This is a genomic window from Ligilactobacillus sp. LYQ135 (assembly GCF_053711055.1).
In genome coordinates this window covers 361,839-386,243 of sequence record NZ_JBSJYT010000001.1, presented here as the reverse complement: position 1 = coordinate 386,243, position 24,405 = coordinate 361,839, and the positions used below count along the sequence as shown (strand labels likewise).

General features: G+C 32.7%; 22 protein-coding genes. 10 read left to right on the top strand and 12 right to left on the bottom strand.

Annotation, left to right across the window (positions count from 1 at the left end):
* Positions 1-382 precede the first annotated feature (382 nt).
* Entirely contained in the window at positions 383-2,287 is a 1,905-nt protein-coding gene (locus ACWCL1_RS01775) for a M13 family metallopeptidase (RefSeq protein WP_454545209.1), read from the top strand.
* A gap of 52 nt (positions 2,288-2,339) precedes the next feature.
* On the opposite strand, the gene ACWCL1_RS01770 is transcribed toward ACWCL1_RS01775, so the two are convergent.
* From ACWCL1_RS01770 to ACWCL1_RS01755, 4 genes are all read right to left on the bottom strand, one after another.
* Positions 2,340-2,813 carry a MarR family winged helix-turn-helix transcriptional regulator gene (locus ACWCL1_RS01770; RefSeq protein WP_454545208.1) on the bottom strand — a complete coding sequence of 158 codons (474 nt, stop codon included), beginning with the start codon at positions 2,811-2,813 and terminating at the stop codon, positions 2,340-2,342.
* Between the two features lie 448 nt (positions 2,814-3,261).
* Entirely contained in the window at positions 3,262-5,172 is a 1,911-nt protein-coding gene (gene mnmG / locus ACWCL1_RS01765; RefSeq protein ID WP_454545207.1) for a tRNA uridine-5-carboxymethylaminomethyl(34) synthesis enzyme MnmG, read from the bottom strand.
* Between the two features lie 16 nt (positions 5,173-5,188).
* Complete coding sequence (gene mnmE, locus ACWCL1_RS01760) at positions 5,189-6,580, bottom strand: tRNA uridine-5-carboxymethylaminomethyl(34) synthesis GTPase MnmE (protein ID WP_454545206.1); 1,392 nt, start codon at positions 6,578-6,580, stop codon at positions 5,189-5,191.
* Positions 6,581-6,940: 360 nt separating this feature from the next.
* A complete protein-coding gene (locus ACWCL1_RS01755; RefSeq protein ID WP_454545205.1) occupies positions 6,941-8,164 on the bottom strand; it encodes a hypothetical protein in 1,224 nt (407 codons plus the stop codon).
* A 239-nt stretch (positions 8,165-8,403) separates the two neighbouring features.
* On the opposite strand from ACWCL1_RS01755, the gene ACWCL1_RS01750 reads away from it, so the two are divergent.
* The gene (locus tag ACWCL1_RS01750) at positions 8,404-9,168 is read left to right on the top strand and encodes a CPBP family intramembrane glutamic endopeptidase (RefSeq protein ID WP_454545204.1); all 765 of its coding nucleotides are present in this window, start codon (positions 8,404-8,406) and stop codon (positions 9,166-9,168) included.
* A 62-nt stretch (positions 9,169-9,230) separates the two neighbouring features.
* Positions 9,231-9,497: a hypothetical protein gene (locus tag ACWCL1_RS01745; RefSeq protein ID WP_454545203.1), complete on the top strand. Its 267-nt coding sequence runs from the start codon at positions 9,231-9,233 to the stop codon at positions 9,495-9,497.
* Between the two features lie 34 nt (positions 9,498-9,531).
* On the opposite strand, the gene ACWCL1_RS01740 is transcribed toward ACWCL1_RS01745, so the two are convergent.
* Positions 9,532-9,909: a DUF302 domain-containing protein gene (locus ACWCL1_RS01740; protein ID WP_454545202.1), complete on the bottom strand. Its 378-nt coding sequence runs from the start codon at positions 9,907-9,909 to the stop codon at positions 9,532-9,534.
* Between the two features lie 143 nt (positions 9,910-10,052).
* On the opposite strand from ACWCL1_RS01740, the gene ACWCL1_RS01735 reads away from it, so the two are divergent.
* Together ACWCL1_RS01735 and ACWCL1_RS01730 are read left to right on the top strand one after the other, a co-directional pair.
* Positions 10,053-10,832 carry a hypothetical protein gene (locus ACWCL1_RS01735; RefSeq protein WP_454545201.1) on the top strand — a complete coding sequence of 260 codons (780 nt, stop codon included), beginning with the start codon at positions 10,053-10,055 and terminating at the stop codon, positions 10,830-10,832.
* Between the two features lie 36 nt (positions 10,833-10,868).
* A complete protein-coding gene (locus tag ACWCL1_RS01730; protein WP_454545200.1) occupies positions 10,869-11,120 on the top strand; it encodes a GlsB/YeaQ/YmgE family stress response membrane protein in 252 nt (83 codons plus the stop codon).
* Between the two features lie 350 nt (positions 11,121-11,470).
* Here the strand turns inward: ACWCL1_RS01730 and ACWCL1_RS01725 are convergent, their stop codons facing one another.
* The 7 genes from ACWCL1_RS01725 to rpmH form a co-directional block, all read right to left on the bottom strand.
* Positions 11,471-11,635, bottom strand: coding sequence for a glycerophosphodiester phosphodiesterase (locus ACWCL1_RS01725; RefSeq protein ID WP_454545199.1), 165 nt, complete (start codon positions 11,633-11,635; stop codon positions 11,471-11,473).
* Between the two features lie 586 nt (positions 11,636-12,221).
* Positions 12,222-12,458: an immunity protein gene (locus ACWCL1_RS01720; protein ID WP_454545198.1), complete on the bottom strand. Its 237-nt coding sequence runs from the start codon at positions 12,456-12,458 to the stop codon at positions 12,222-12,224.
* Positions 12,459-12,662: 204 nt separating this feature from the next.
* A complete protein-coding gene (locus ACWCL1_RS01715; RefSeq protein WP_454545197.1) occupies positions 12,663-15,032 on the bottom strand; it encodes a phosphoketolase family protein in 2,370 nt (789 codons plus the stop codon).
* A gap of 199 nt (positions 15,033-15,231) precedes the next feature.
* Complete coding sequence (locus ACWCL1_RS01710) at positions 15,232-16,422, bottom strand: acetate/propionate family kinase (RefSeq protein ID WP_454545196.1); 1,191 nt, start codon at positions 16,420-16,422, stop codon at positions 15,232-15,234.
* A 199-nt stretch (positions 16,423-16,621) separates the two neighbouring features.
* Positions 16,622-17,470 carry a YidC/Oxa1 family membrane protein insertase gene (locus ACWCL1_RS01705; protein ID WP_454545195.1) on the bottom strand — a complete coding sequence of 283 codons (849 nt, stop codon included), beginning with the start codon at positions 17,468-17,470 and terminating at the stop codon, positions 16,622-16,624.
* A complete protein-coding gene (rnpA, locus tag ACWCL1_RS01700) occupies positions 17,470-17,844 on the bottom strand; it encodes a ribonuclease P protein component (protein WP_454545194.1) in 375 nt (124 codons plus the stop codon). The genes ACWCL1_RS01705 and rnpA overlap by 1 nt, the downstream gene beginning before the upstream one ends.
* Positions 17,845-17,917: 73 nt before the next feature.
* Positions 17,918-18,052 (bottom strand): 50S ribosomal protein L34, encoded by a 135-nt coding sequence (gene rpmH / locus ACWCL1_RS01695; RefSeq protein ID WP_057827207.1) that lies wholly within the window; start codon positions 18,050-18,052, stop codon positions 17,918-17,920.
* A gap of 529 nt (positions 18,053-18,581) precedes the next feature.
* On the opposite strand from rpmH, the gene dnaA reads away from it, so the two are divergent.
* The 5 genes from dnaA (at position 18,582) to recF (ending at position 24,397) form a co-directional block, all read left to right on the top strand.
* On the top strand, positions 18,582-19,976 hold the full coding sequence (gene dnaA, locus ACWCL1_RS01690; RefSeq protein ID WP_454545193.1) for a chromosomal replication initiator protein DnaA: 1,395 nt from the start codon (positions 18,582-18,584) through the stop codon (positions 19,974-19,976).
* 161 nt (positions 19,977-20,137) lie between these two features.
* Positions 20,138-21,277: a DNA polymerase III subunit beta gene (gene dnaN, locus ACWCL1_RS01685; protein ID WP_454545192.1), complete on the top strand. Its 1,140-nt coding sequence runs from the start codon at positions 20,138-20,140 to the stop codon at positions 21,275-21,277.
* 148 nt (positions 21,278-21,425) lie between these two features.
* Positions 21,426-22,796, top strand: coding sequence for a sugar porter family MFS transporter (locus tag ACWCL1_RS01680; RefSeq protein WP_454545191.1), 1,371 nt, complete (start codon positions 21,426-21,428; stop codon positions 22,794-22,796).
* A 216-nt stretch (positions 22,797-23,012) separates the two neighbouring features.
* Positions 23,013-23,231: a S4 domain-containing protein YaaA gene (yaaA, locus tag ACWCL1_RS01675; protein WP_454545190.1), complete on the top strand. Its 219-nt coding sequence runs from the start codon at positions 23,013-23,015 to the stop codon at positions 23,229-23,231.
* A 5-nt stretch (positions 23,232-23,236) separates the two neighbouring features.
* Positions 23,237-24,397: a DNA replication/repair protein RecF gene (gene recF, locus ACWCL1_RS01670; protein ID WP_454545189.1), complete on the top strand. Its 1,161-nt coding sequence runs from the start codon at positions 23,237-23,239 to the stop codon at positions 24,395-24,397.
* Positions 24,398-24,405: the final 8 nt, after the last annotated feature.

Below are 24,405 nucleotides of genomic sequence, written 5' to 3'. Positions count from 1 at the left end.
ATAATAATAGTTGTAAGGAGTTAGAAGCCTTGTGTTAGATGGTAAACTAGTGACCATGAATGGAAGTTAAGTTTTCAAGTCAAGGCCGAGGCTCCTTTTTATTATAACTAAAAAGAAGGGTTTCAGATGAGCGAAAAACAATGTAACTGCGGCTGTCCATGCGGATGCTCAGATGGCAAAACTTGCACTTGCAAGTCAAACCCCAAAGCAAAGTGCGCATGCAGCCAAAATAAATAATTCATAATACTCCTGCGTGACAACGGCCAGGTAACACTTCATATAAATTTGCAGTGGGATTTATATGAGTGTTTACCTGGCTTTTTAAGTTGACTTGTTCCTTAAAAATATTTATGTTTAAAATATTTAATAAGGAGGTCTTGCAATGACTGAAGTAAATGAACAAATAATTAAAGATGATTTATATATGGCTGTTAATGGCGAATGGCTAAAAACTGCTAAAATTCCAGCCGATAAATCTCAAACAGGCGGATTTCAAACTCTTGCTGATGATATTGAAAAAACATTAATCGCTGATTTTGATCAAATGCTTAATAAAAATCAAATTGACGATCAGTATTTAAATGAATTCATTAAATATTATCGTTTAGCATTAGATTTTGAAAAACGCGATCAAGATGGTTTTAAACCCGCAATTAAATTTATGCAACGCGTTGAAAAGCTCACTGATTGGCATGATTGGGAACAACAAGCAGTTGAATTAACGTTAAAAGGCTATGAAACACCTTTTAGTTTATACGTAAGTAGTGACATGAAAAATACAGATCAATATGCTTTATATGGATCTGTCCCTTCGTTAATTCTTCCCGATAAAACTTATTATGATGAGAATAACGAAAATGGTAAGATGCTTATCAAAATTTTTTCTCAAATGGTTTTAAAACTTTTTAAGATGACGGGATATGACGATGAATTTGCTCAAAAAACTTTAAAACAAGCCTTAAAGTTTGATGCTTCAATGGCACCGCATCAAAAAAATAGTACTGAACGCGCTAATTACCCTGAATTATATAATAAGTATTCTTTTGATGATTTTAAAAAATTCAGTTCTTACTTAGATTTAGGTAAATACGCTCAAGGATTAATTAATCAAATTCCGGATCAAGTGATTGTTGAAGAACCTAAATACTATGAAGCATTGGATCAAATCGTCAATCCTGATACTTTTGAAAACTTCAAAAGTTGGCTTTTAGTTAATTCTTTAACTGGTGTAACGAGTTATTTAAGTGACGAATTGCGTGTTACTGGTGGGGAATTTTCGCGAGCAATTTCTGGTTCAAAAGAAGCTAGCACTCCTAAAAAATCAGCTTATCGTCTAGCAACTAATCGTTTTAACCAAACAGTAGGCTTGTACTATGCACATAAATACTTTAGTAGTGCGGCAAAAAAAGATGTTGGACACATGGTTCATCAAATGATTGCTGTTTATAAAAAACGTCTGCAAAAAAATCAATGGCTAAGTCAATCAACTCGCAAACAAGCAGTTGTTAAATTGGATGCACTTGGCATTAACGTTGGGTTCCCAGAAGAATTAGATCCTTTATATAAAAAATTCATTGTGAATGAACATCAATCATTACTTGAAAATGCACTTAACTTTAGTGAAATTGTAATTCGTAATCACTTTGAACGTTATGGCAAAGAAGTAGATCGTACAAGATGGCAAATGCCTGCTCATATGGTCAACGCTTATTATGATCCTCAATTTAACGTTATTGTCTTTCCAGCTGCAATTTTACAAGCACCTTTCTATGACATTAATCAATCAGCAAGTGCTAATTATGGCGGAATTGGTGCGGTAATTGCACATGAAATTTCACATGCTTTTGATAATAATGGTGCTCAATTTGATGAAAAAGGAAACTTACATAATTGGTGGACTGAAGATGATTTGAAGCATTTTCAAACTTTAGCAGAGGATATGATTAAAGAATTTAATGGATTGAAAACACCTGCTGGTAAAGTGAATGGAAAATTAGTTGTTTCTGAAAACATTGCTGATGCAGGTGGTTTAAGTTGTGCTTTAGAAGCCTCTAAAAATGAAGCACATCCCGATTTAAAAGCCTTCTTTATTAATTGGGCTCGAATTTGGCGCACAAAAGCATCAATGGAACGAATGCAGTTATTACTTAACATTGACGTTCATGCTCCGGCCGTTTTACGTGCAAATATTCAACCGCAAAATCTTGCGGATTTCTATACTACATTTAATATCCAAAAAGGCGACGGAATGTATCGCGATGTTGATAAACGGGTAAACATTTGGTAAAACAATAAAAAGCAAAACCATGAAATTAATTTTTCATAGTTTCGCTTTTTTATTATTTATTCTTATTTTCAGCTTCTTCTAAATACTTAATTAAACGATCAACAGCATTATTTACATCTGCACGTTCTTTTTCTGAAAGACCATCAAGCATAATATTTACAAATTCATTGTGTTCCCGGTTACGTAAACGGTAAAGTAATTTACCTTTCTTTGTTAATGAAAGGTTAATTACACGCCGATCTTTAGTACTCCGATGACGTTCAATGTATCCTAAATATTCAAGCTTATCAACATTACTTGTCAAAGTACCCTTTGTTAAAGCCATTTTCTTTGCAACTTGAGTAATTGTTTGGTTTTCATCTAAAGAAATTGCGTGAATTAAATGCAAGTCTTTTGTTGTAATGCCCTTAAATTGACTGCGTGCTAATTCACTACTTTCATGTTGCATTGTTAAGCTATAAAGTAAGAAGAGTTTATCACTTAATTTTTCTTCTTTACTCTTTTCTTCTGTTTGTTTTTCACTCATGTGTAAGATCCTCCTCCAACTGTCATGGAATTTAGGTTTGCATTTTAGTAACTCTTTCTTAGTTTTATAATATATTTTCCACTTACAAATTGTCAATTTAATTTAACAAAAAAAGCGAAAAAATATCTGTTGAAATTAGTTTACTATAAAACATAGTCCATATAAACCTGACATTTTTTCTAATATATTTCGGACTTAATTGTCTAAAATATTAACCAACCAATAAGATAAGTGTAGCAAATAAATCGCTTTCCGTAAATTCAATTTTTTTGTATTCTCTTAATTTTTAATAAATAATCGCTTAAAAATGTTTAGCAAAATCTAAATTTAATTAAATACAAAGGAGAAACTTGCCTTTAAATTGGAAATTTCCGAAAAAATAAGACTGCAACATCCGCTACAATCTTATTTTGCCACGCTTGTTTAAGTGTTTTTTCACACCTTGAGTTTATTTTTTAGCAATTTTTCCTTGCTGAATGTAGACAGCTAAAATTGAAATGTCAGCAGGATTTACTCCACTGATTCGGCTAGCTTGAGCCAAAGTTTCGGGTTGAATCTTAGTTAATTTTTCAACCGCTTCAGTTGCCAATCCTTCAATTGCACTGTAATCAATGTTGTCAGGAATTTTCTTTGCTTCCATTCGACGTAACTTATCAACTTTTTCTTCAGCTTTCTTAATATAACCTGAATACTTATATTGAATTTCAATTTGTTCAATTACCCGCCGGTTCAACTCATGTTCTGGTGCTGGAATAAATTGAAGTAATGCCTTGTAATTCATATATGGTCGTTTTAACATATCACTTGCTAAAACTCCATCTTTTAATGGTTTATCTCCATGTTCTTCAAGGAATTGATCAATTTGTGGATTTGGTTTAATCCGAATTGATTCTAATCTAGCCTTTTCATTTTCGATTTCTGCTTTCTTTTGTTCAAATTCAGCATAACGTTCATCTGAAATTAGCCCAATTTCATGTCCTAATTCAGTTAACCGTAAATCCGCATTGTCGTGCCGCAAAATCAAACGATACTCTGCACGTGATGTCAATAAACGATATGGTTCATTGGTTCCTTTTGTAACTAAATCGTCAATTAAAACTCCAATATACGCATCACTTCGTCTTAATACAATTCCTGGTTTACCAGCAGCATACCGTCCAGCATTAATTCCAGCAATTAAGCCTTGACCCGCAGCTTCTTCATAACCAGATGTCCCATTAATTTGACCTGCAGTATACAAACCTTTAATTAATTTAGTTTCAAGTGTTGGCCGCAATTGATATGGTGAAACTACATCATATTCAATCGCATATCCTGGACGCATCATTTCAGCATCTTCTAACCCTTTAACTTGATGAAGCATTTGTAATTGCACATCTTCTGGCAATGAAGTTGATAATCCATCAACATAATATTCATCAGTCGTTTTTCCTTCTGGTTCTAAGAATAATTGATGCCGATCTTTATCCGCAAAACGCACCACTTTGTCTTCAATTGATGGACAATACCGTGGGCCTACTCCTTCAATTACGCCCGTAAACATTGGGGCACGATCTAAGTTATCACGAATAATTTGGTGCACTTTTTCATTTGTATATGTTAACCAACATGACAATTGATCTTTAACAGGAATATAATCATCATCAGAAGTTTCAAAACTAAAGTGGTTAACTGTGTCATCGCCGGGCTGTTCTTCTGTTTCATCATAATGAATTGTATTACCATCTACTCGTGGAGGTGTCCCGGTTTTAAAGCGCACGATATCAAAACCATATTTATCTTCTAAGTTTTTAGTTAATTCCATTGCTGGTTGAGAATTATTTGGACCAGAGGAGTACATTAATTCACCAATAATAATTTTTCCGCGTGCAGAAGTTCCAGTTGTTAAAACCACTGCTTTAGCACCATAGTGAGCTCCTGTACTTGAAATTACACCAGTAACTTTACCATCTTCAACAACTAAATCATCAATCATTCCTTGACGTAATGTGAGGTTAGGTTGTTGTTCTAGTGTGTGTTTCATTTCACTTGAATATTGGTGTTTGTCTGCTTGGGCTCGCAATGCTCGAACTGCAGGACCCTTACTTGTATTCAACATTCTCATTTGAATATAAGTCTTATCAATATTGCGTCCCATTTCGCCACCTAGTGCATCAATTTCGCGGACAACCGTACCTTTTGCAGGACCACCAACTGAAGGATTACATGGCATAAATGCCACCATTTCAAGATTAATGGTCATTAATAAAGTTTGATTGCCCATTCGTGCTGACGCTAAAGCTGCTTCACATCCAGCATGCCCTGCACCAACTACAATTACATCATAATCTTTTGCTTTATACGCCTTTCCTTCTTGCATTTTCGCTCTCCTTAAATTATTTTCCTAAACAAAACTTACTAAATAATTCATCAAGTAACTCATCTTTATATGAATCACCGGTAATTTCACCTAAATATTCCCATGCATCTCGCATATCAGTTTGACATAAATCAACTGGCATATCATTTTCAATACCAACTAAAACCGCATCAAGAGAATCTGCTGCTTTATTGAGTAAAGCCACATGTCGTGCATTATTAATGATCACTGCATTTTGAGAATTTTCAATTCCAGTAGCAAACATCTCTTTAATGTGATCTTCAAGTTCGTCAACTCCAATATCATTAACAACTGAGGTTTCAATTATATTTTCTTTACCAACCATTTGGTAAATTTCATCAATTTCAATTTTTTGTGGGAGATCGATTTTATTTAAAATCACAATCCGCTTTTTATTCTTTGTTAAATCTAATAACTGACGATCTTCTTCTGTAAGAGCTTCACTTACATTTAATACTAAGATAACTAAATCAGCTTGATCAATCGCTTTACGAGAACGTTTTACCCCAATTTTTTCGACCTTATCTTCAGTTTCACGAATTCCAGCTGTATCGATTAATTTCAATGGAATTCCTTTAATATTAACATATTCTTCAATTACATCACGGGTAGTTCCAGCTACATCAGTTACAATTGCCTTATCTTCATGTAATAAATAATTTAATAAACTTGACTTCCCTACATTTGGCCGACCTACAATTGCAGTTGCAAGACCTTCACGTAAAATCTTGCCTCCTTGTGCCGTTTCCAATAATTTGTCAATTTTATCCTTAACTTCAATAGTTCTTTCTTTGAGTAACTGAGTTGTAATCATTTCTGTTCCATCATATTCTGGATAATCAATATTAACTTCTACTTTTGAAAGAGTATCTAAAATTTGTTCGCGTAACTTGCGAATCATCTTAGCCAAACTTCCTCCAAGATGATCTAATGCTAGTTGTGCTGAACGATCCGTTTTAGCTTTAATAATATCTAAAACTGATTCTGCTTGGGTTAAGTCAATTCTTCCATGTAAAAATGCACGCTCTGTAAATTCTCCTGGATTAGCCATTCGTGCACCATTACTTAATAATAATTGCAAAATTTTATTGGTTGGGACAATCCCACCATGACAGTTGATTTCAACAATATCTTCACGGGTATACGTTTTAGGTGCTCGCATTACAGTTACCATAACTTCATCAACCATTTGCTTTGTTTTAGGATCGATAATATGACCATAATTAATGGTATGCGTTGGTACTTTATTTAAATTTTTTCCTTTAAATAGTTTCATTACAATTGGTAAAGCATCATCTCCACTTAAACGTACAATCGAAATTGCACCTTCACCTGCAGGAGTTGAAATAGCTGCAATTGTATCATATTCTGTTGCTTCTCCTATCATTTTTTTGTTCCTTTCTAAAATTAATTTTGCATAAAAAAAGTGCCTACTCCACGCCTTTGCTACATACCTAAAGACGTGGATAAAGCACTTTGACTACTTTATCTACTATCAAACTATTTCGCACTTAATATTACTTTGTTGTTTTTTAAAAGTCAAGTTATTAATTTGAAATTTTTTGACACAATAAAAAAACTCTAATCTATGTGAATTTCTGCATAGATTAGAGAAAAAGGATTGTATATTTGGAGTATGTTAGGTAGCAAATAACTAGGGATGTTATTCACTATGTTATTAGCATACTTTTTAAGTTTGAATTTTCTATGACCATTTTTAGCAAAAGCAATTAAATTTCCAGGGAAACTATTTTCTTTTTTTACGATTATGTCCAAGATCTAATCGGGTTAAAATTTCAGAAACTGTAAGTGCTGCGACCTTCAAAATTTGACCACTTTTACGTGTTTTAGTCTTGCGCGTTTCTTTCACCTGCGGCAAGCGTTCATCTTGAATTTCTTTTTCAAGCGGAATTGAAGCTAGTGATTTTTGTAATACGGTTAATTCATTTGTGAGTGTCTCTACTCTCTTTTGACAATCTAGTCCACGTCTTTTAGCAACCGTTAACCGGTTGATTTCTTCTGCTAGCGCTTGGCGTAATTTCTCTTTTTGACGTTCATTTTGTTGAACGGTTTCTTCTGCTTTTTTTAATTGAGTCCGAACACTTTGCATTTGATTATTAGCATCTTGTAAGACTGCTAAGCGCGTTTGAAATTCATCAAGTAATTTTTGATCTTTAATTAATTTTGCCTTAACTGCTTCTAATGCTCCTTTATTATCACCTTGAAGTAAGCTTGTTTTATTTTCAACTTCTTCTAAGTTTTCTTGAACATTTTCTAATTCACGTTGTGCCCCCCGTAAATTATAACGTGCAGTATTTAAATCAATTTGCTTTGTTTGAACTTTTTCACGTGCTTGTTTTATACTTTGTCCACTTGCTTTGCTAATTTCAAATTTCGCAGTTTCAAGTGCCTTTTGTTCATCCGACACTACTTGATTAGCCCCATTCACACTTTTTTGTGCTTCTAGTTGTCTTTTAGTTAAAACTTGTTTTTGTTCATTTAACCGCTGCATCTGTGCTTTTTGTGCAGATGTTTGTTTCTGAGGCTTTACTTTTGTTTTTTCTAACTCTTGAATACGTTTTTGATCTAAAACAATATCATCTTGTTTATTAGCAATTTTTTGACTAATTTTATTGATATTTTCAATCGTTGCACTTTGCAAATTTTGTTGAGCAGTAGTTTTATTTTTTTGAGCAGTTTTTAACTCTGCTTTTGTTTTATCAGCTACTTGATCTAATTGTTGAATTTGCTTCCGTTTAGCATCTACACTAAACTGAATTTCGTCAATTTCATGACTGATGCTTTTAAGTTCATCTTGGGCATTTTTTAACTGTTCTTCAAAAGATGCACGCTGAGAAGCTGTATTATCATCAAGGACTGCATTGGTTTCTTGTGAAACTTGGACTTTGCGGCTATTCATAATCTTTTTTAGAGCTAATGAGCTCGCATCAAAAACTGATGATTTCTTCATACGGATACCTCTTTTAAATCGTCATAAAAATTCTTTTATCCCTAATAATTCGTGCGAATAAAATACTAGTATAATTTTACCATTTTATGCATATTTATGTGAAGGAGAATCCAAAATAATCAACTTTATTAAATAGTTTAAAATATAACTAAAACTTAAATATTAATAGTTCTCTTTTATTTTTTTGTTAAACATTTTCTGCTATATTGTTGATATAAGATTACTAGGAGGCCAAACTCGTGGCATTTAACAATGATAAAAATCCACGTAAACCATGGTTTACGTGGGCATTTTGGATTTTAAGTTTTATTGTTATTAACTTTATTCTCTCACTTTTACAATTGCGTTATCACATTGTATCTTCTGATGATCAATTAGTACTCCAAGATATTTGTGAAATTGGAATCATTATTGCGGTTTTACTTATTAATCACTTTTATACTAAAGAAAAATTCTTTTTTAATCACTGGAATATTTTTTCGCATTCCTTAGTAATTGATATTTTCTTTATTTTTACATTCTTAGAATTATTTACTTATTTTCCTTATATGCATCACGTTTTGATGTATGGTTGCTTAACGATTTTAGTAGGCGTTGCTGAAGAAATAACTTTTAGAGGATTAATTTTAGGAAGTTTCTTGCATAATTGGAAAGGAAAGAATCCAATTTTAGCTGCTATTTTACTTAGTAGTTTAGTTTTTGCAATTACCCATTCCTTAAATGTTTTCTCTCAACCGCTAAAAAATACTTTAATTCAAATTATTGTTGCATTTTCACTTGGAATTATTTTAGCCATTATGTACTTAAAAACAGGAAATTTAATTACCCCGATTCTTTTTCATACACTAACTGATTTCATTTCAATGAGTGTATCTAATACAACTGAAAGTCAAACTAGAATTACCCCGGCTTTAGTTACTTTATTAATTGCCTTAATTGTTTTAGCAATTGAAATACGCGCAAAATCTCGTCAACAAATTGCAACTAAGTTTAATGTTAAATAAGTGCTTTTATTTGTTAAAAAGACTACACTAAAAGTATCAATTGAATAATGAAGGTGTTTAAAGTGCAGTTAATTTCACGTAATAATGCTGCTGTAATGATTCAAAAACGCATGAAGGCTAATCAAAAAATCCATGTCCTGTTAACTACATGGAAACGTGATCGTAAAATTGAAATCACTCAAAATAATAATCATTTTCAATTAAATGAAAATGGATTTAAGCATTTTCATGCGCAAAACTTAAATCAACAAAAATGTTTAACGTTGTTAAAAGAACGGATGAATATTGAATTTCCAAGAAGTCATCAAATTTATATTGCATTTAAGTAGAAAAAAGCTTTGTTTCAAATTTGAAGCAAAGCTTTTATCTTAAAGTTTGTTCCATTTCTAAATACATTCCATGCATTTTTTGAATAATTTCTTTTCCTTGATCTTTTAAATGATCATATCCAGCAAAATCATAAGGATCTTTATAGATCATTTTAGTTTGTTGTCCTTTTTGAATAAACAATACTTTTATTGGTAATTCAAAAGTGATTTCATCATTTTCTTGCATTAATAAAGTTCCCACTTTAGGATTGCCAAAAATAATTAGTCTTGTTTGGGGAATTTTCAACCCCACATCAATGGCTTCTTTTTGTTGATCAATGTCATCAAAAATTTTAAAATTCTTTTGTTGAATAAATTCAATGGCCTTCTCAACAGTTTCATCAATTGAATGTGCAATCAACTTATTTTCCATCATAAATTCTTCTTTCCATATCTTTATAGTAATCATTATATCTAACCTAGTTTTAAAACGTTAACAATTAAATTCCAAGAGTTTCTTTTCTGAAAAGTTTATATTAAAATTATTAGTTGAAAATAAAAGTTAAGGATTAGGTTATGACAGAAAAAAAAACAAAAAAAAATATTAAGATAACTTGGTTGACCCTTCTTTTTTGGCTATTAGGGTTACTATTTTTACATCTTGTTTCACGTATTTTTGAAGTTAAAATTACAGTTATAGATATGTTGATCAGTAATTTACTTGCAATCGGCTGGATTTTACTAATTAATTGGCGTTATACCAAAGAAAAAATCTATTTTGATTGGTTTGGTTTTAAACGGTTTGGTTGGTTAGCATTATTCATGCCATTGTATATTATTGCAATCAATGTACTTTTTAGAACAATTCCTTCTGAAACGTCTTTGCGAATTTCGCTTGATCCATTTTTCTGGTTATTTTACATTTTATCAACATCATCAATTCCAGTTGTCGTATTTTTTAGTGTTATTCTTCCTTCACTTTTACACAATTGGAAAACTGACAATGTCATCATTAAAAGTGTAGTAGTTAGTTCATTTTTATACAGTGCTTTTCAAGTATACTTACTAAATGATTTTTATGGTGGCATTTTAGAAACAATTTATCAAGTTACTGCTAGTTTTACATTAGGGTTGATATGCGCATTACTTTATTTAAGAACAGTTAATATTATGGTGCCAATTTTTTTCAGTTTTATTGAAACATTTTGTGCCGTCATTTTAAATCATATTGCTCCAATTTTTGGAAGTGGTTTACTTAATATTATTTTCTTTGCATTACTAGCTTTAGTAATTATTAAAAGTGTATTACGTTCTAACAATATTCAGCAAATCAAAAAAGACTTTGAAGTTAACTAAAATATGATATAATAGGCTCCTTAGGAGGTGCACATTATGTTACATCTTATTTGGAGCTTATTGATTGGGGCAATCATTGGCTCAATTGCTGGATGGCTTACTAATCGTGGCGGTTCAATGAGTTGGATTGCAAATATTGTTGCTGGATTAATTGGATCTGCTCTCGGTGAATACTTACTTGGATCTTGGGGTCCAGTTGTTGCAGGAATGGCAATCATTCCTTCTATCATCGGTGCGGTTATTCTTGTTTTAATCGTTTCAGTAGCATTAAAGCTTTTAATTAAGTAATTTATCGAAGACTGTGACATAAGTTACAGTCTTTTTTCTTTCTTACATCTCTTCGCTTGTTTTTAATGTTTTTATCGTACCTTTTTATTGTTTCACATGAAACTGTTGCCCAATATCTGTAAAAATTCCGTCCACATCCAGTTTGACAATTGCATTGCTCTTTGAAAATAATCAACAGTCCACACATTCACTTCAAAACCTGCAACCTTAAGTTGTTTAATTTTAATAAAATTTCAGAATAAAATGAAGAAATGATTACCCGAATACCTGGATCAATTTAATCTTGGTTTGATTTAAAAATATCACTAATTCATCAAAAGTTGATACCTTTTCTTTTTGAAACTTATTACTCAACTCCCAGCTGAAAAATTTCGAAGCTCTTTTAACGTGACATTTGTTAAATTTCCCCTTTCATCTGTGGTTCGTGATAAGTTATTATCATGCATAATAACAAATTGTTCATCTTTAGTAATTGCTAAATCTGTCTCCAACCAATTAATTTTATACTGTGGCATTAAATTAATTCAAAAGCACTTAAAGTATTTTCTGATGCTAACGTAGACATTCTCCGGTGTGCAATAATTTTGAACTTCATTTTGACACGTTCTTTCATTAATCTAGCTTTATTATATTTTGAGTTAAAAAAAGAAACGAGACTGGGCGGTCTCGTTTCTTTTCGTTTCCGTGTAACGCCATTTCATTAAAAGGGGTCAAGAGCAAGCGCACAAATTGCCACCATGCAATTCTTTACAGAAACTATTGACTCGCAGCGATCAGGTTAAATCATTTTCAAGTATCGGTTGGGAGAGGATACTATAATTAAATTCCATCTATTGTCAAAGAGATTAGATTATATGACATGTGTGACGGTCCATATAAAATATTCGTACAATATAAGTTTGAGTAAGTGAAAATAATACCACTGCTCGTCGTTTTAATGCTTATCTTTTAACATAGAACCTCAACTTCTATGTTCACTTAGTATAATATCATCTCATCATTAAAATAAATCAAAATTTCTTGAATGACTTGTTTTATTTCCTGAATGCACAATTAAATTTCTAACTACTCCAAAATAAGTTCCTTTTAATCTGAATTGCTTTAGTTATGCATCATTTGCATTATAGTGTTATATGCATCCATTGGACTTATAATTAAAATAATTCCTAAAACAAAAGCAAATATGCCAATAACTACCCCTGAATATAATGCTAGCGGACTAAAAACATTATCAGTTCCTTTTTGATGAAGAAAACGATAATATTTCCAGGCTACATATAGTTGCCAAATTCCTATCAAAAATAGGCCAATTCCTGAAATTCTTAAAACTTCATCCATATACTTCCCCTTCTTTTCTTAAAGATTATCATCATTATATTCCTTTTAAAAAATAGTTTCAAAACAAAATCTTTATAATTTGTATGTACAAAAAGAGACTATCGTTTATGAAATTTCACAAATGATAGTCTCTTTTCCCATATTTTACAACTAGATTCCCAAAGTAACTAGATCAACATAAAATATTTTCGTCGCATTTATCTTTTATTTAATTGGCTTCCATTGCCACTCATTTACTTCTGGTAAATCACGTCCAGTATCGCGAATATATTGGTTATGTTTAGCAATTTTTGCATCCATTTCAGCGACAGTTTCACCGTAAGCTGATGGATTATCTAAGTTAGAAACCGCATCTTTAACCAAATCAAATCGATCTAATTGATTTACTACTCGCATATCAAATGGGGTAGTAATGTCTCCGTTTTCACGATAACCATGAAAATGCACATTATGATTATGCCGATCAAAGAAAATATCACGTAGTAACCCCTCAAATCCATGGAATGCAAAAATTACCGGTTTATCCTTTGTAAAGTACATATCAAATTCTTCATCTGATAATCCCCGTGGATTTCGCTTTGGACTTTGAAGTTTTAATAAGTCAACCACATTAATAAACCGAATCTTTAATTCTGGTAACTTTTCATGCAAGATTGAAATTGCTGCTAAACTTTCCAAGTTTGGTTCTGTTCCAGCAGCAGCAAAGACAATATCAGGTTCGCCATGATCATCAGTCGAAGCCCAATCAATAATCTTTAATCCTTTATCAACTAATTCTTTTGCTTCTGCTGCTGAGTAGAATTGTTGCCGTGGATGTTTAGAAGATACAATATAGTTAATCTTATCATAATCATTCAAAATTTTATCAAATACTGCAAGTAAAGTATTTGCATCTGCTGGCAAGTATTCCCGAATAAATTCTGGTTTCTTTTCAGCCAATAAATCTAAAATTCCAGGATCTTGATGAGTATAACCATTATGATCTTGCTGGAATACGGTTGATGTTGCCATAATGTTTAATGATGGTACAGAAGTTCTCCATGGTTGTTCCTTGGCTTTTCTTAACCACTTAAAGTGTTGAGTAAGCATTGAGTCAACTACTCTTAAGAATGCTTCATAACTTTGGAAGAAACCATGTCGTCCAGTTAATACATAACCTTCTAAGAATCCTTCTGCTTGGTGTTCTGAAAGTTGTGAGTCAATCACTCGTCCTGCTGAAGCAACAAACTCATCGTTTGGTTCATGGATATCTTCCATCCATTGGCGATTAGTTACTTCAAAAATAGGTGCAAATCGATTAGACATCACTTCATCTGGACCAAAAATTCTAAAATTATGATTCTTAGCGTTTATTTCAATTACATCTTTTAAATAATCTGCTAAAACCCGATTGTCTTGTGCAACTTGACCACCACGAATTGAAGTATCAACCGCATATTTTCTAAAGTCAGGTAAAATTAAATCGCGAATCAACTTACCAGGATTAGTATGTTCATTTAGTGCCATTCGATGTTCACCAGTTGGTAAAATTTCAGCAATTTCTGCTTTCAATTTGCCATTTTCATCAAATAGTTCTTCAGGATGGTAACTTTGCATCCATTCAACTAATGCATCCTTATGTTCCATATGATCTTCATCTACTGGTAATGGAATTTGGTGAGCTCTAAATGAACCTTGAATTGGTTTACCATCCCATTTCTTAGGACCAGTCCAACCTTTTGGAGCACGGAAAACAATCATCGGCCATTGTGACAAGGTTGCATCATTATTTTCCCGTGCATTCTTTTGAATAGCCTTAATATCTTCAATTGCTTTATCCATTGCTTCAGCCATTTGAGGATGCATTTTAGCAGGGTCATCACCTTCAACAAAGTAAGGTTTCCATCCCATTCCTTCAAAATACTTAGTTAAAGTTTCATCACTTTCACGTGATAAAATAGTTGGATTTGAAATTTTATATCCGTTCAAGTTTAAGATTGGTAAGACTGCACCATCATTAATTGGATTAATGAATTTATTGGATTGCCATGAAGTTGCTAATGGACCAGTTTCTGCTTCACCATCACCAACCACTGCTGCTGCAATTAAATTAGGATTATCTAAAACTGCACCAGTAGCATGTGAGATTGTATATCCTAACTCACCGCCTTCATGAATTGAGCCAGGAGTTTCAGGAGCTGCATGTGAAGCTACGCCGCCTGGAAATGAAAAACGCTTAAACAAACGCTTCATTCCTTCTTCATCTTGACTAATTTCAGGATAAATTTCAGAATAACTTCCATCTAAATATGAATTTGAAACCATTACTTGACCACCATGGCCAGGTCCTTCAACATAAAACATATCTAAATCATACTTATTAATTACTCGATTTAAATGTGCATAAATAAAGTTTTGGCCTGCAATTGTACCCCAGTGTCCAATTGGACGTGCCTTTACGTCACTTGCTTTTAATTCTCTTTTTAATAGTGGGTTGTCTTTTAAATATAATTGTCCGATTGAAACATAGTTAGCTGCACGCCAGTATGCATCGAGTTTTTTTAAATATTCTTTTGATGAATAATCAACCATCATGGATTCCTCCCTTAATAAAGCCTTTTCATATTTGACTACACCTTTATCATACCTGCTTATTCTTTGAGGGTCAACCTTTATTTTCAATGGTACGTACCAAAGTTGAAAGGTTGTTATTTTATTATCCAAAATTACATCATGCATAATAAAAAGACTTGATTTTAATAAATCAAGCCTTTATTTCAAATTGTAACTTATATTATTTTTTCAACCGCTCAACATCTCTAGCAATCATTAATTCTTCGTTTGTAGGAATACGTAAAACTTTAATCTTAGAATCAGCTGTTGAAATAAAGCCATCTACATTAGCATCATTTTTAGTGTCATCAATTTCCATTCCCATAAATGATAACCGGTCAATGATTCGTTTTCTAATCGCTCCTTCATTTTCGCCAATTCCAGCAGTAAAGACAATTCCATCTAATCCGCCCATTTCTGCGTAGTATTGACCTACATAACGTACAATATTTTTAACGAAAAGTTGAATTGCTAAAGCTGAACGTTTATCGCCATCTTTTTCAGCTGCTTGCAAATCACGCATATCTAATGAACGTCCTGAAACACCCAATAAACCAGATTTTTTGTTTAATGTATCTAAAACAGCATCTACATCAGTGGTATTCATTTTCTTCATTACATAAGCAACTAGTGAAAAATCAACATCTCCTGAGCGAGTTCCCATTGTAATTCCTGTTAATGGAGTGAATCCCATTGATGTATCAAATGATTTACCATCTTTAATTGCACACATTGAAGAACCTGCACCTAAGTGACAAGTAATCAATTTTAAATCTTTTAATGGCTTATCAAAGTATTCTGCAGCTCGTTCAGCTACATATTGATGACTTGTTCCATGAGCACCATAGCGTCGTACTTTGTAATCTTCATACCATTCATATGGTGTGCTGTACATATAGTTTTCTTCAGGCAATGTTTGATGAAAGGCAGTATCAAAAACTGCAACTGAAATTGCATTTGGCAATAACTTTTTAAATTCAGTAATTCCAATCAAGTTATTTGGATTATGAAGAGGCGCAAAATCGGCTAACTCATCAATTTTTTGAATAACATCATCATCAACAACAACTGATTGATTAAAGTATTCGCCACCGGCAACAACCCGATGACCTACACCTGTAATTTCATTAAAATCATTTACGATTTTTAATTCTTTTAACAAGTGAAGCATTACTTGAATAGCTTCTCCATGGTTTTCTAATGGTTTTTCTTCAGTATAAACATCGCCATTACCATATGTAATTTTGACCTTTGAACCATCAAAACCAATTCGTTCAAGCAAACCCTTTGCAATTTCTTTTTCTTCAGGCATTGAATACAACTTAAATTTTAATGTTGAACTACCTGAATTGATAACTAATGTTTTTTCCAATTGAGTTTCTCCCTTACATTAAAGATACTATAAAAATACCAGCATTCCATGATAAATTGCAAGTGATTTTATGAGAATTTAATTAATTTTTTCTTTTGCTAATTTAATTAAACAGTTTAATCTAAAATTATATATTTTTATTATGTAAGTAAAAAACAGCAACACCGCACATACGATGTTGCTGTTATAAGCTTTGCAATTATTTTTTCTTGCGTTTGTATGCTTTTCGTTTAGCTTTTTCTAAACGTTTTTGACGTGCTTTTTCTGCTGCTTCTTTTTCTTCACGTTCACGCCGAATCTTAAATGGATTTTGCAATAATAATGTTTGTCCTACTGAAAAGGCATTTGTTACCACCCAGTAAAGTGCCAAAGCAGACGGTAAGTTAATCGCAATAAATCCAGTCATAATTGGCATGAAATATAACATCATGCTGTTCATCATGTTATTTGAGCCTTCTGGTTGACTCATCATTGTTAATTTTGAAGTTGCAAATGTAAATAATGCCGCCAAAATTGGCATAATGTAATATGGATCTTTTTCACCTAAATGCATCCACAAGAAATCACCATTCTTCAAAATTGGTGAACGCCAAATTGCTTGATACAAAGCAATCAAAATTGGCATTTGAATTAGCATTGGCAAGCATCCAGCCATTGGATTAATTCCAGCTTCAGCATAAAGTTTTTGCTGTTCTTCCTGTAATTTCTGCATTGATTCACGATCTTTACCAGGATATTTAGCTTGTAATGCCTTTAATTTTGGCTGAATTTCTTGTGTCTTGCGCGTACTCTTCATTTGATAGAACATCAACGGCAAGATTATAATTCTGACAATAATTGTAAAGACCACGATTCCCCATCCATAGTTATGGCCAAATATATTACTCAACCATTGAATGGCGCGAACGAAATTCCAAATAATATAATGATCCCAAAAACCAGTACTATGAGCAGTAATTGGTTCATTACTATTGGCACATCCGCCTAATACTAAAGCCAATGACAAGGTTCCGAGAATCGCAAGATTTCTTTTAGTACGTCTTTTCATTACTTACGCGATTCCTCACTTTTCGTTTCATTTTTTGCAGGTAATACTTTCGCTAATCTTAACGCATGACTAAGATGCTTCTTAACTTCTGCAGTTGACATCCAAGCCACTGTTGGGCGTGCAATTACTAAAAAATCACAGTCTTGCTTTAATTGTGGCTTTAGATCTGTTAAAGTTTGGCGAATACGCCGCTTGACCCAGTTACGTGCAACTGCATTGCCGACCTTTTTTCCAACCGAGATGCCTACTCGAAAATGAGGTTGATTGGGTTTTTCAAGCATATAAACTACAAACTGTCGATTAGCAACTGATTTGCCCTGTTTAAAAACCGTTTGGAATTCTGCTTCTTTTTTAACGCGGTATGATTTTCTCATTGTCATTCTCCCAAAATGGACTTATCCATTAATTCTTTTAGATAAGAAAAAAGACCACTGACGGTCCAGTGATCTATGCAGACAATACTTTTCTACCTTTACGGCGTCTACGTGCTAACACATTCCGACCGTTCTTTGTACTCATACGCTTACGGAAACCATGTACGCGTTGACGGTGACGTTTCTTAGGTTGGTAAGTTCTCTTCATGAAGTAACACCTCCTTATTAAAATTGAAATATTAAATTCTATTTCGAATGCCAATAAAGTCTAAAACAGACTTACTTTGTAAGTTTAACATACAAAAGATGATATGAAAAGCGATTTTTTAATTTGAAAAAATTGCTAATTTATTTTTTTTGTGAAAAATTAGCAAAAATTTCCACATTTTACAAAAATTTATTAGCAGTCAAAATAAATAATTGTGAATTGTAAAAAAGAAATTAACAGCTTTTTTTACACACTTATCCACAGTTAACAATAGGTGGATTGTCTTTTTGTGGATTTTTGTTGTTTTTGTGGAAAAGAATTATAATCCCCGCCATATCAAGCAGTACTTTCCAAAGTGTTCTGTGAATAACTCTCCGGCACATTAATGTTATCAACAAAAAAATTATCCTTGTGGATAAACAATTAACCCCTTGTTCTTTAATAAAATATTCTTTTTCACACCTGTGGAAAACTTATTTTTTTAATGCTACAATGAACGTATAATTTTTTTTGCAAAGGAGGCCCAATTGTGCATGAGCCAGAATTAGATTCTTTATGGAAGATTATTTCTGATGGGTTACGTGAATCTTTTAGTCAAGTGGCTTTTAATACCTGGATCAAACAAGCCAAACCATTGGAATTCAAAAATAATACTCTGGTCGTTGAAGTTCCATTTGATCTTATAAAAGGTTATTGGGAACGTAACATTAGCCCTACAATTATTGATTTACTAGAACCAGCAATTGGTCAAAAAATCAATATTATTGTCCGTTCAGCTGAAGAAATCAATGAAACATCTACTCAACAACCAAGCGAAATTGATCTTCAAGTTGATCATTCAGCCAACGAAGTTCCGCAAAAGACCAGTAAGATCTCATCAAAAGATAATAATTTCGTTCAAAATAATCAATTGAATAGTAATTATACCTTTGAAAAATTCGTGGTCGGAAACGGAAACAAAATGGCACATGCCGCTGCTTTGGCTGTTGCTGAAGATCCCGGTGGTGTTTACAATCCTTTATTTATATACGGAGGAGCAGGACTAGGTAAAACTCACTTAATGCAAGCGATTGGACATACTATTTTAAAACGTAATCCTAAAGCTAAGGTTAAATATGTTTCAAGTGAAGCTTTTGCCAACGATTTTATTACTTCAATTCAATTAAAAAATCAATCTGAATTTCGCTCAGAATATCGCAACGTAGATTTATTATTAGTTGATGATATTCAATTCCTTGCAAGTAAACTTGGAACTCAAGAAGAATTTTTTAATACCTTTGAGACACTTTTCCAAAATAATAAGCAAATTGTCCTCACTGCAGATCGATTACCAAACGAAATTCAAAATTTACAAACGCGGTTAGTTACACGCTTTAAAATGGGACTGCCAGTAGATATTACTCCACCTGATTTTGAAACGCGAATTGCAATTTTACGCGAAAAATCTCAATCGCTTGGTCTTGATTTACCCGATGAAGCTTTAAACTATATTTCTGGTCACGCTGATTCAAGTGTGCGGGATCTTGAAGGTGCTTTATCTCGAATCAAAATTGTAACGTCAATGACTAATGGACCAATCACAACTAGTATGGTAGCCGAAGCTTTAAGTGGATTTGAAAGTAACGGTTCTGCTAAAGAAGTAACAATTCCTTTAATTCAAAATAAGGTTGCTAAATACTTTAACGTGACCGTGACTGATTTGAAAGGAAAAAAACGGGTTAAATCAATTGTAATGCCACGTCAAATCGCAATGTATCTATCACGCGAATTAACTGACGCTTCTTTACCAAAAATTGGTCAAGAATTTGGTGGTAAAGATCATACGACGGTCATTCATGCCCATGAAAAAATTCAAACCGAACTTTTAAGCAATAAAGAATTGCAAAAAAATATTGAAGAGTTGAAGGAAAACTTAAAGGTTTAATTGTGAATAACTGTGAACAAAATCAAATTTTTATCCACACATTATTCACAGGAATAATTCTTGATTTTTATAACTTTTCAAAAGTTTTCCACAAGATCAACATCCCCTAATACTACTACTATAAATAATTACTTATATATATTAATTAAAGGAGCATCTACATGAAATTTACAATAAAAAGAAATGCATTCATAAAAAAATTAAATGATGTGCAACGCGCAATTTCATCTAAAACTGCAATTGAAATTTTAACTGGTTTAAAAATTCAAGCTGATAATTTTAAATTAACACTCACAGGAAGTGACTCTGATATTTCAATTGAAAATGAAATTACTACTGATGATTCTGATTTTGACTTAACAATTAATGAACCAGGATCAATTGTGTTACCAGCTCGCTTCTTTAGTGAAATTGTTAAAAAATTGCCAGAAGATACTTTTACTTTAGAAGTTAATGATCGTTTTCAAGCAACGATTACTTCTGGACAAACTGAATATCAAGTTAATGGGATAGATGCAGAAAATTATCCTCATTTACCAGAAATTGATTCAAATGAACATTTAAAAATTCCAGCTGATTTGTTCAAACAAATTATTAATCAAACTGTGATTGCAGTTTCAACTCAAGAAAATCGGCCAATGTTAACAGGTGTTCATTTAACAATTGGTAATGGAAAATTACATGCAGTTGCAACTGATTCACATCGGTTAAGTCAACGGACAGTAAAGTTAATTGGTGCTGAAAATCTTAACTATGACATTATCGTCCCAGGTAAATCTTTAATTGAACTGGCACGTATGATTGGTGATTCAACCAATCCACTTGAATTACAAATTGCTGAAAATCAAATTTTGTTTAATTTTAATGATACTGCTTTTTATTCACGTTTACTTGAAGGAATGTATCCTGACACAGATCGCTTAATTCCGCAAAGTTCAGAAACAAATGTTGAATTTAATGCTATAACATTATTGCGTGCGATTGAACGAGCATCATTACTTTCACACGAAGGTCGTAATAATGTTGTTAAATTAAATTTAAATACTGAAAAACAAACAGCAACATTATCAAGTAACTCACCTGAAGTTGGAAATATTGAAGAAGAATTACAATTTGATAAGTTAGAAGGAAATGATATTGAAATTTCCTTTAACCCGGATTATATGAAAGCTGCTTTACAAGCTTTTGGACAAGCACAAGTGCGTTTATCATTAACATTGCCATTACGTCCATTTACATTAATGCCAACTGAAGATAGCGAAGATTTTATTCAATTAATCACTCCAGTGCGAACTTTTTAAAATAATCAAAAGATTAAAGACTGTAACAAAAATTGCAGTCTTTTTTATTTTGAGCAAATTAAATGACTTTTACTGATAAAAAAATTAAAATAACAATGTTTTTATAATTATATATTGTGCAAAATTTAAATCGAAGGAAGGGATGTTTATGACGCGAGTAAAAAAAGTTTCAAAGGCGTATATATATTTTTTTGGTTCATTTGGAGGAATTTTGTTCGGCTACGATATTGGGGTAATGACAGGCGCTTTGCCATTTTTACAAATTGATTGGCACATGCATTCCGCCTTTTGGGAAGGATGTATCACATCATCTTTGATGTTTGGTGCAATTTTTGGCGGGATTATGGCAGGGCATTTATCAGATAAAATTGGCAGAAAAAGGATGCTTTCATTTTCAGCTTTAATTTTTATTGTGGGATCTTTGCTATCAGCAATTGCACCTGAAAATGGATACATATATTTGACGTTAGTGCGTATTTTCTTAGGACTTTCTGTCGGAGCAATTTCAGCAATCGTGCCAAATTATATGTCAGAAATGACTCCTGCTAAATCGAGAGGACGACTGTCAGGAATTAATTTTACAATGATTGCATTAGGAACTTTATTATCTTATTGTGTTGATTATTTGTTGCAATATTTACCAGCAACTTTTGCTTGGCGTGCAATGCTTGGAATGGCTGCAGTGCCAGCATTAATTTTATTTATTGGAAGTTTAAACTTACCAGGATCACCACGCTACTTAATTAATCACAATCGAATTAAAGAAGCGCGGCAAGTTTTGACTTTAGTACAACCGAAAGATCAGATCGAAAGTGAAATTCACGCAGTCCAAAGCATAAAAAAAGCCGAAAACCAAAGTAAATCTCAAACTAAATTAAGTAAAATATTTACTGGAAAATACCATTACTTAGTGATTGCAGGCGTCGGAGTTGCTGCTTTCCAACAATTAATGGGAGTTAATGCAATTTTCTATTACATTCCATTAATTGTTGCTAAGGCAACAGGACATGCAGCTTCATCAAATTTAATGTGGCCAGTAATTGAAGGCGCAATTCTTTTAGGAGCTTCATTTGTTTTCTTAATCATTGCAGATAAATTTAAGCGGCGGACTTTATTGATTTTAGGTGGTACAGGAATGGGCTTATCTTTTATTTTGCCGGCTGTAATTAGTACGTTATTTAGAAATGTTGACCCGTTAATTACAATTTTCTTCTTATGCATTTATGTTGGCTTTTATGGATTTACATGGGCACCACTTACATGGGTAATTGTTGGTGAGATTTTCCCACTAGCAATCCGTGGAAAAGCAAGTGGAACGGCTTCATCATTTAACTGGATTGGTGCATTTTTAGTGGGATTATTATTCCCATTAATGACAGCGTCAATGACTCAAGAAACAGTTTTTGCAATTTTTGGAGTAATTTGTTTAATTGCAGTTGCTTTTGTAATCTTTAAAGTTCCAGAAACTAAAGGACATACACTAGAAGAAATTGAAAGACAGTATGTTAAAGAAAAGTAAATTAAAGACTACAACGCATGTTGTAGTCTTATTTTTATGTTTAAATGCTTTTGTCAACCTTGTTTGATTTAAGCTATTTTTAATAGTTTTAGGGTCTTTTTATTCGAAATCATTAACTTTGCTTAAACCGCAAAATATGCGGAATAAAATTGTTTTTATCCTAAAAAAAGGGTATAATTATACAGTAAAAGACTAATTTTAAGGAGGGTTTGCTAGATGCAGGAAATTAGGTTAGAAACACCATACATTACATTAGGACAATTGTTGAAAATTGCTGATGTAATTTCATCAGGTGGACAAGCAAAATGGTACTTAAGTGAGCATGATATTTATGTTAATGGCGAGCTAGATAATCGTCGAGGACGCAAACTTTATCCCAATGATGAAGTAAAATTGCCCAATGGCAAAACTTACATCATGAAAAGTGGTCTTTAAAAACTATGTACTTAGAAAATTTAAAACTGCATCATTTCCGCAATTATGATGATGTCAGCATTGATTTTTCTTCACAAATTAATGTATTAATTGGAGAAAATGCTCAAGGTAAAACCAATTTACTAGAAGCAATTTATGTGTTGGCAATGACGCGCAGCCACCGTACAAATAACGATAAGGAATTAATCGAATTTGGAAAGGATGCTGCTCAAATTTACGGAACAGTGCAACGCCAATTTGGCTCTTTAAAATTAGAATTAGACATCGGAAAGCGTGGTAAAAAGGCTAAGGTAAATCATTTAGAAAAAGCCCGCCTTTCAGAATATTTAGGTCAGTTAAATGTAATTTTATTTGCTCCAGAAGATCTGGCTTTGGTTAATGGCGCTCCAAGTGTTCGTCGAAGATTCATTGATATGGAGTTTGGGCAAATTTCACCTAAATATTTACATGATTTAACTCAATATCGGAGTATTTTAAAGCAACGTAATCAGTATTTGAAACAATTGCAAACCAAGATTCAAACCGACAAATTATATTTAGAAGTATTGTCTGAGCAATTAGCAGCAGTTGGTGGTGCAATTATTATTCAGCGAGTGCGTTTTTTAAAAGAATTAGAAAAATATGCGCAAAAACTGCAAGCAGGAATTACCCAAAGCAAAGAAAAGTTGACTTTTGAATATGAAAGTGCATTAAAGACCATTGCTGAAATGAATGAAACTGAAATTTCACAAGCTTTGATGGACTTATATACTAAAAATCAACAAAAAGAAATCTTTCAAGGAACTACTTTATATGGACCTCATCGTGATGATGTTAAGTTTTTGATTAATCAAAAAAATGTCCAAGTTTATGGTTCTCAAGGGCAACGAAGAACAGTGGCTTTAGCAGTAAAGTTAGCTGAAATTGATTTAATGAAAAATCAAACTGGAGAATATCCGGTGTTGTTGCTAGATGATGTTTTATCCGAGTTAGATGGTGCAAGACAAACGCACTTATTGAAAACAATTCAAGATAAGGTTCAAACCTTTCTGACAACGCCGGCTTTAAGTGATGTAGCGCGAAATTTAATTAAAGAACCACGAATTTTTCGGATTCAAACTGGAACAACTACACTTGAAAGTGATGATTCCAAGTTGATTCCACAAGTATTTTATCCAACGAAATAAAAATAAGA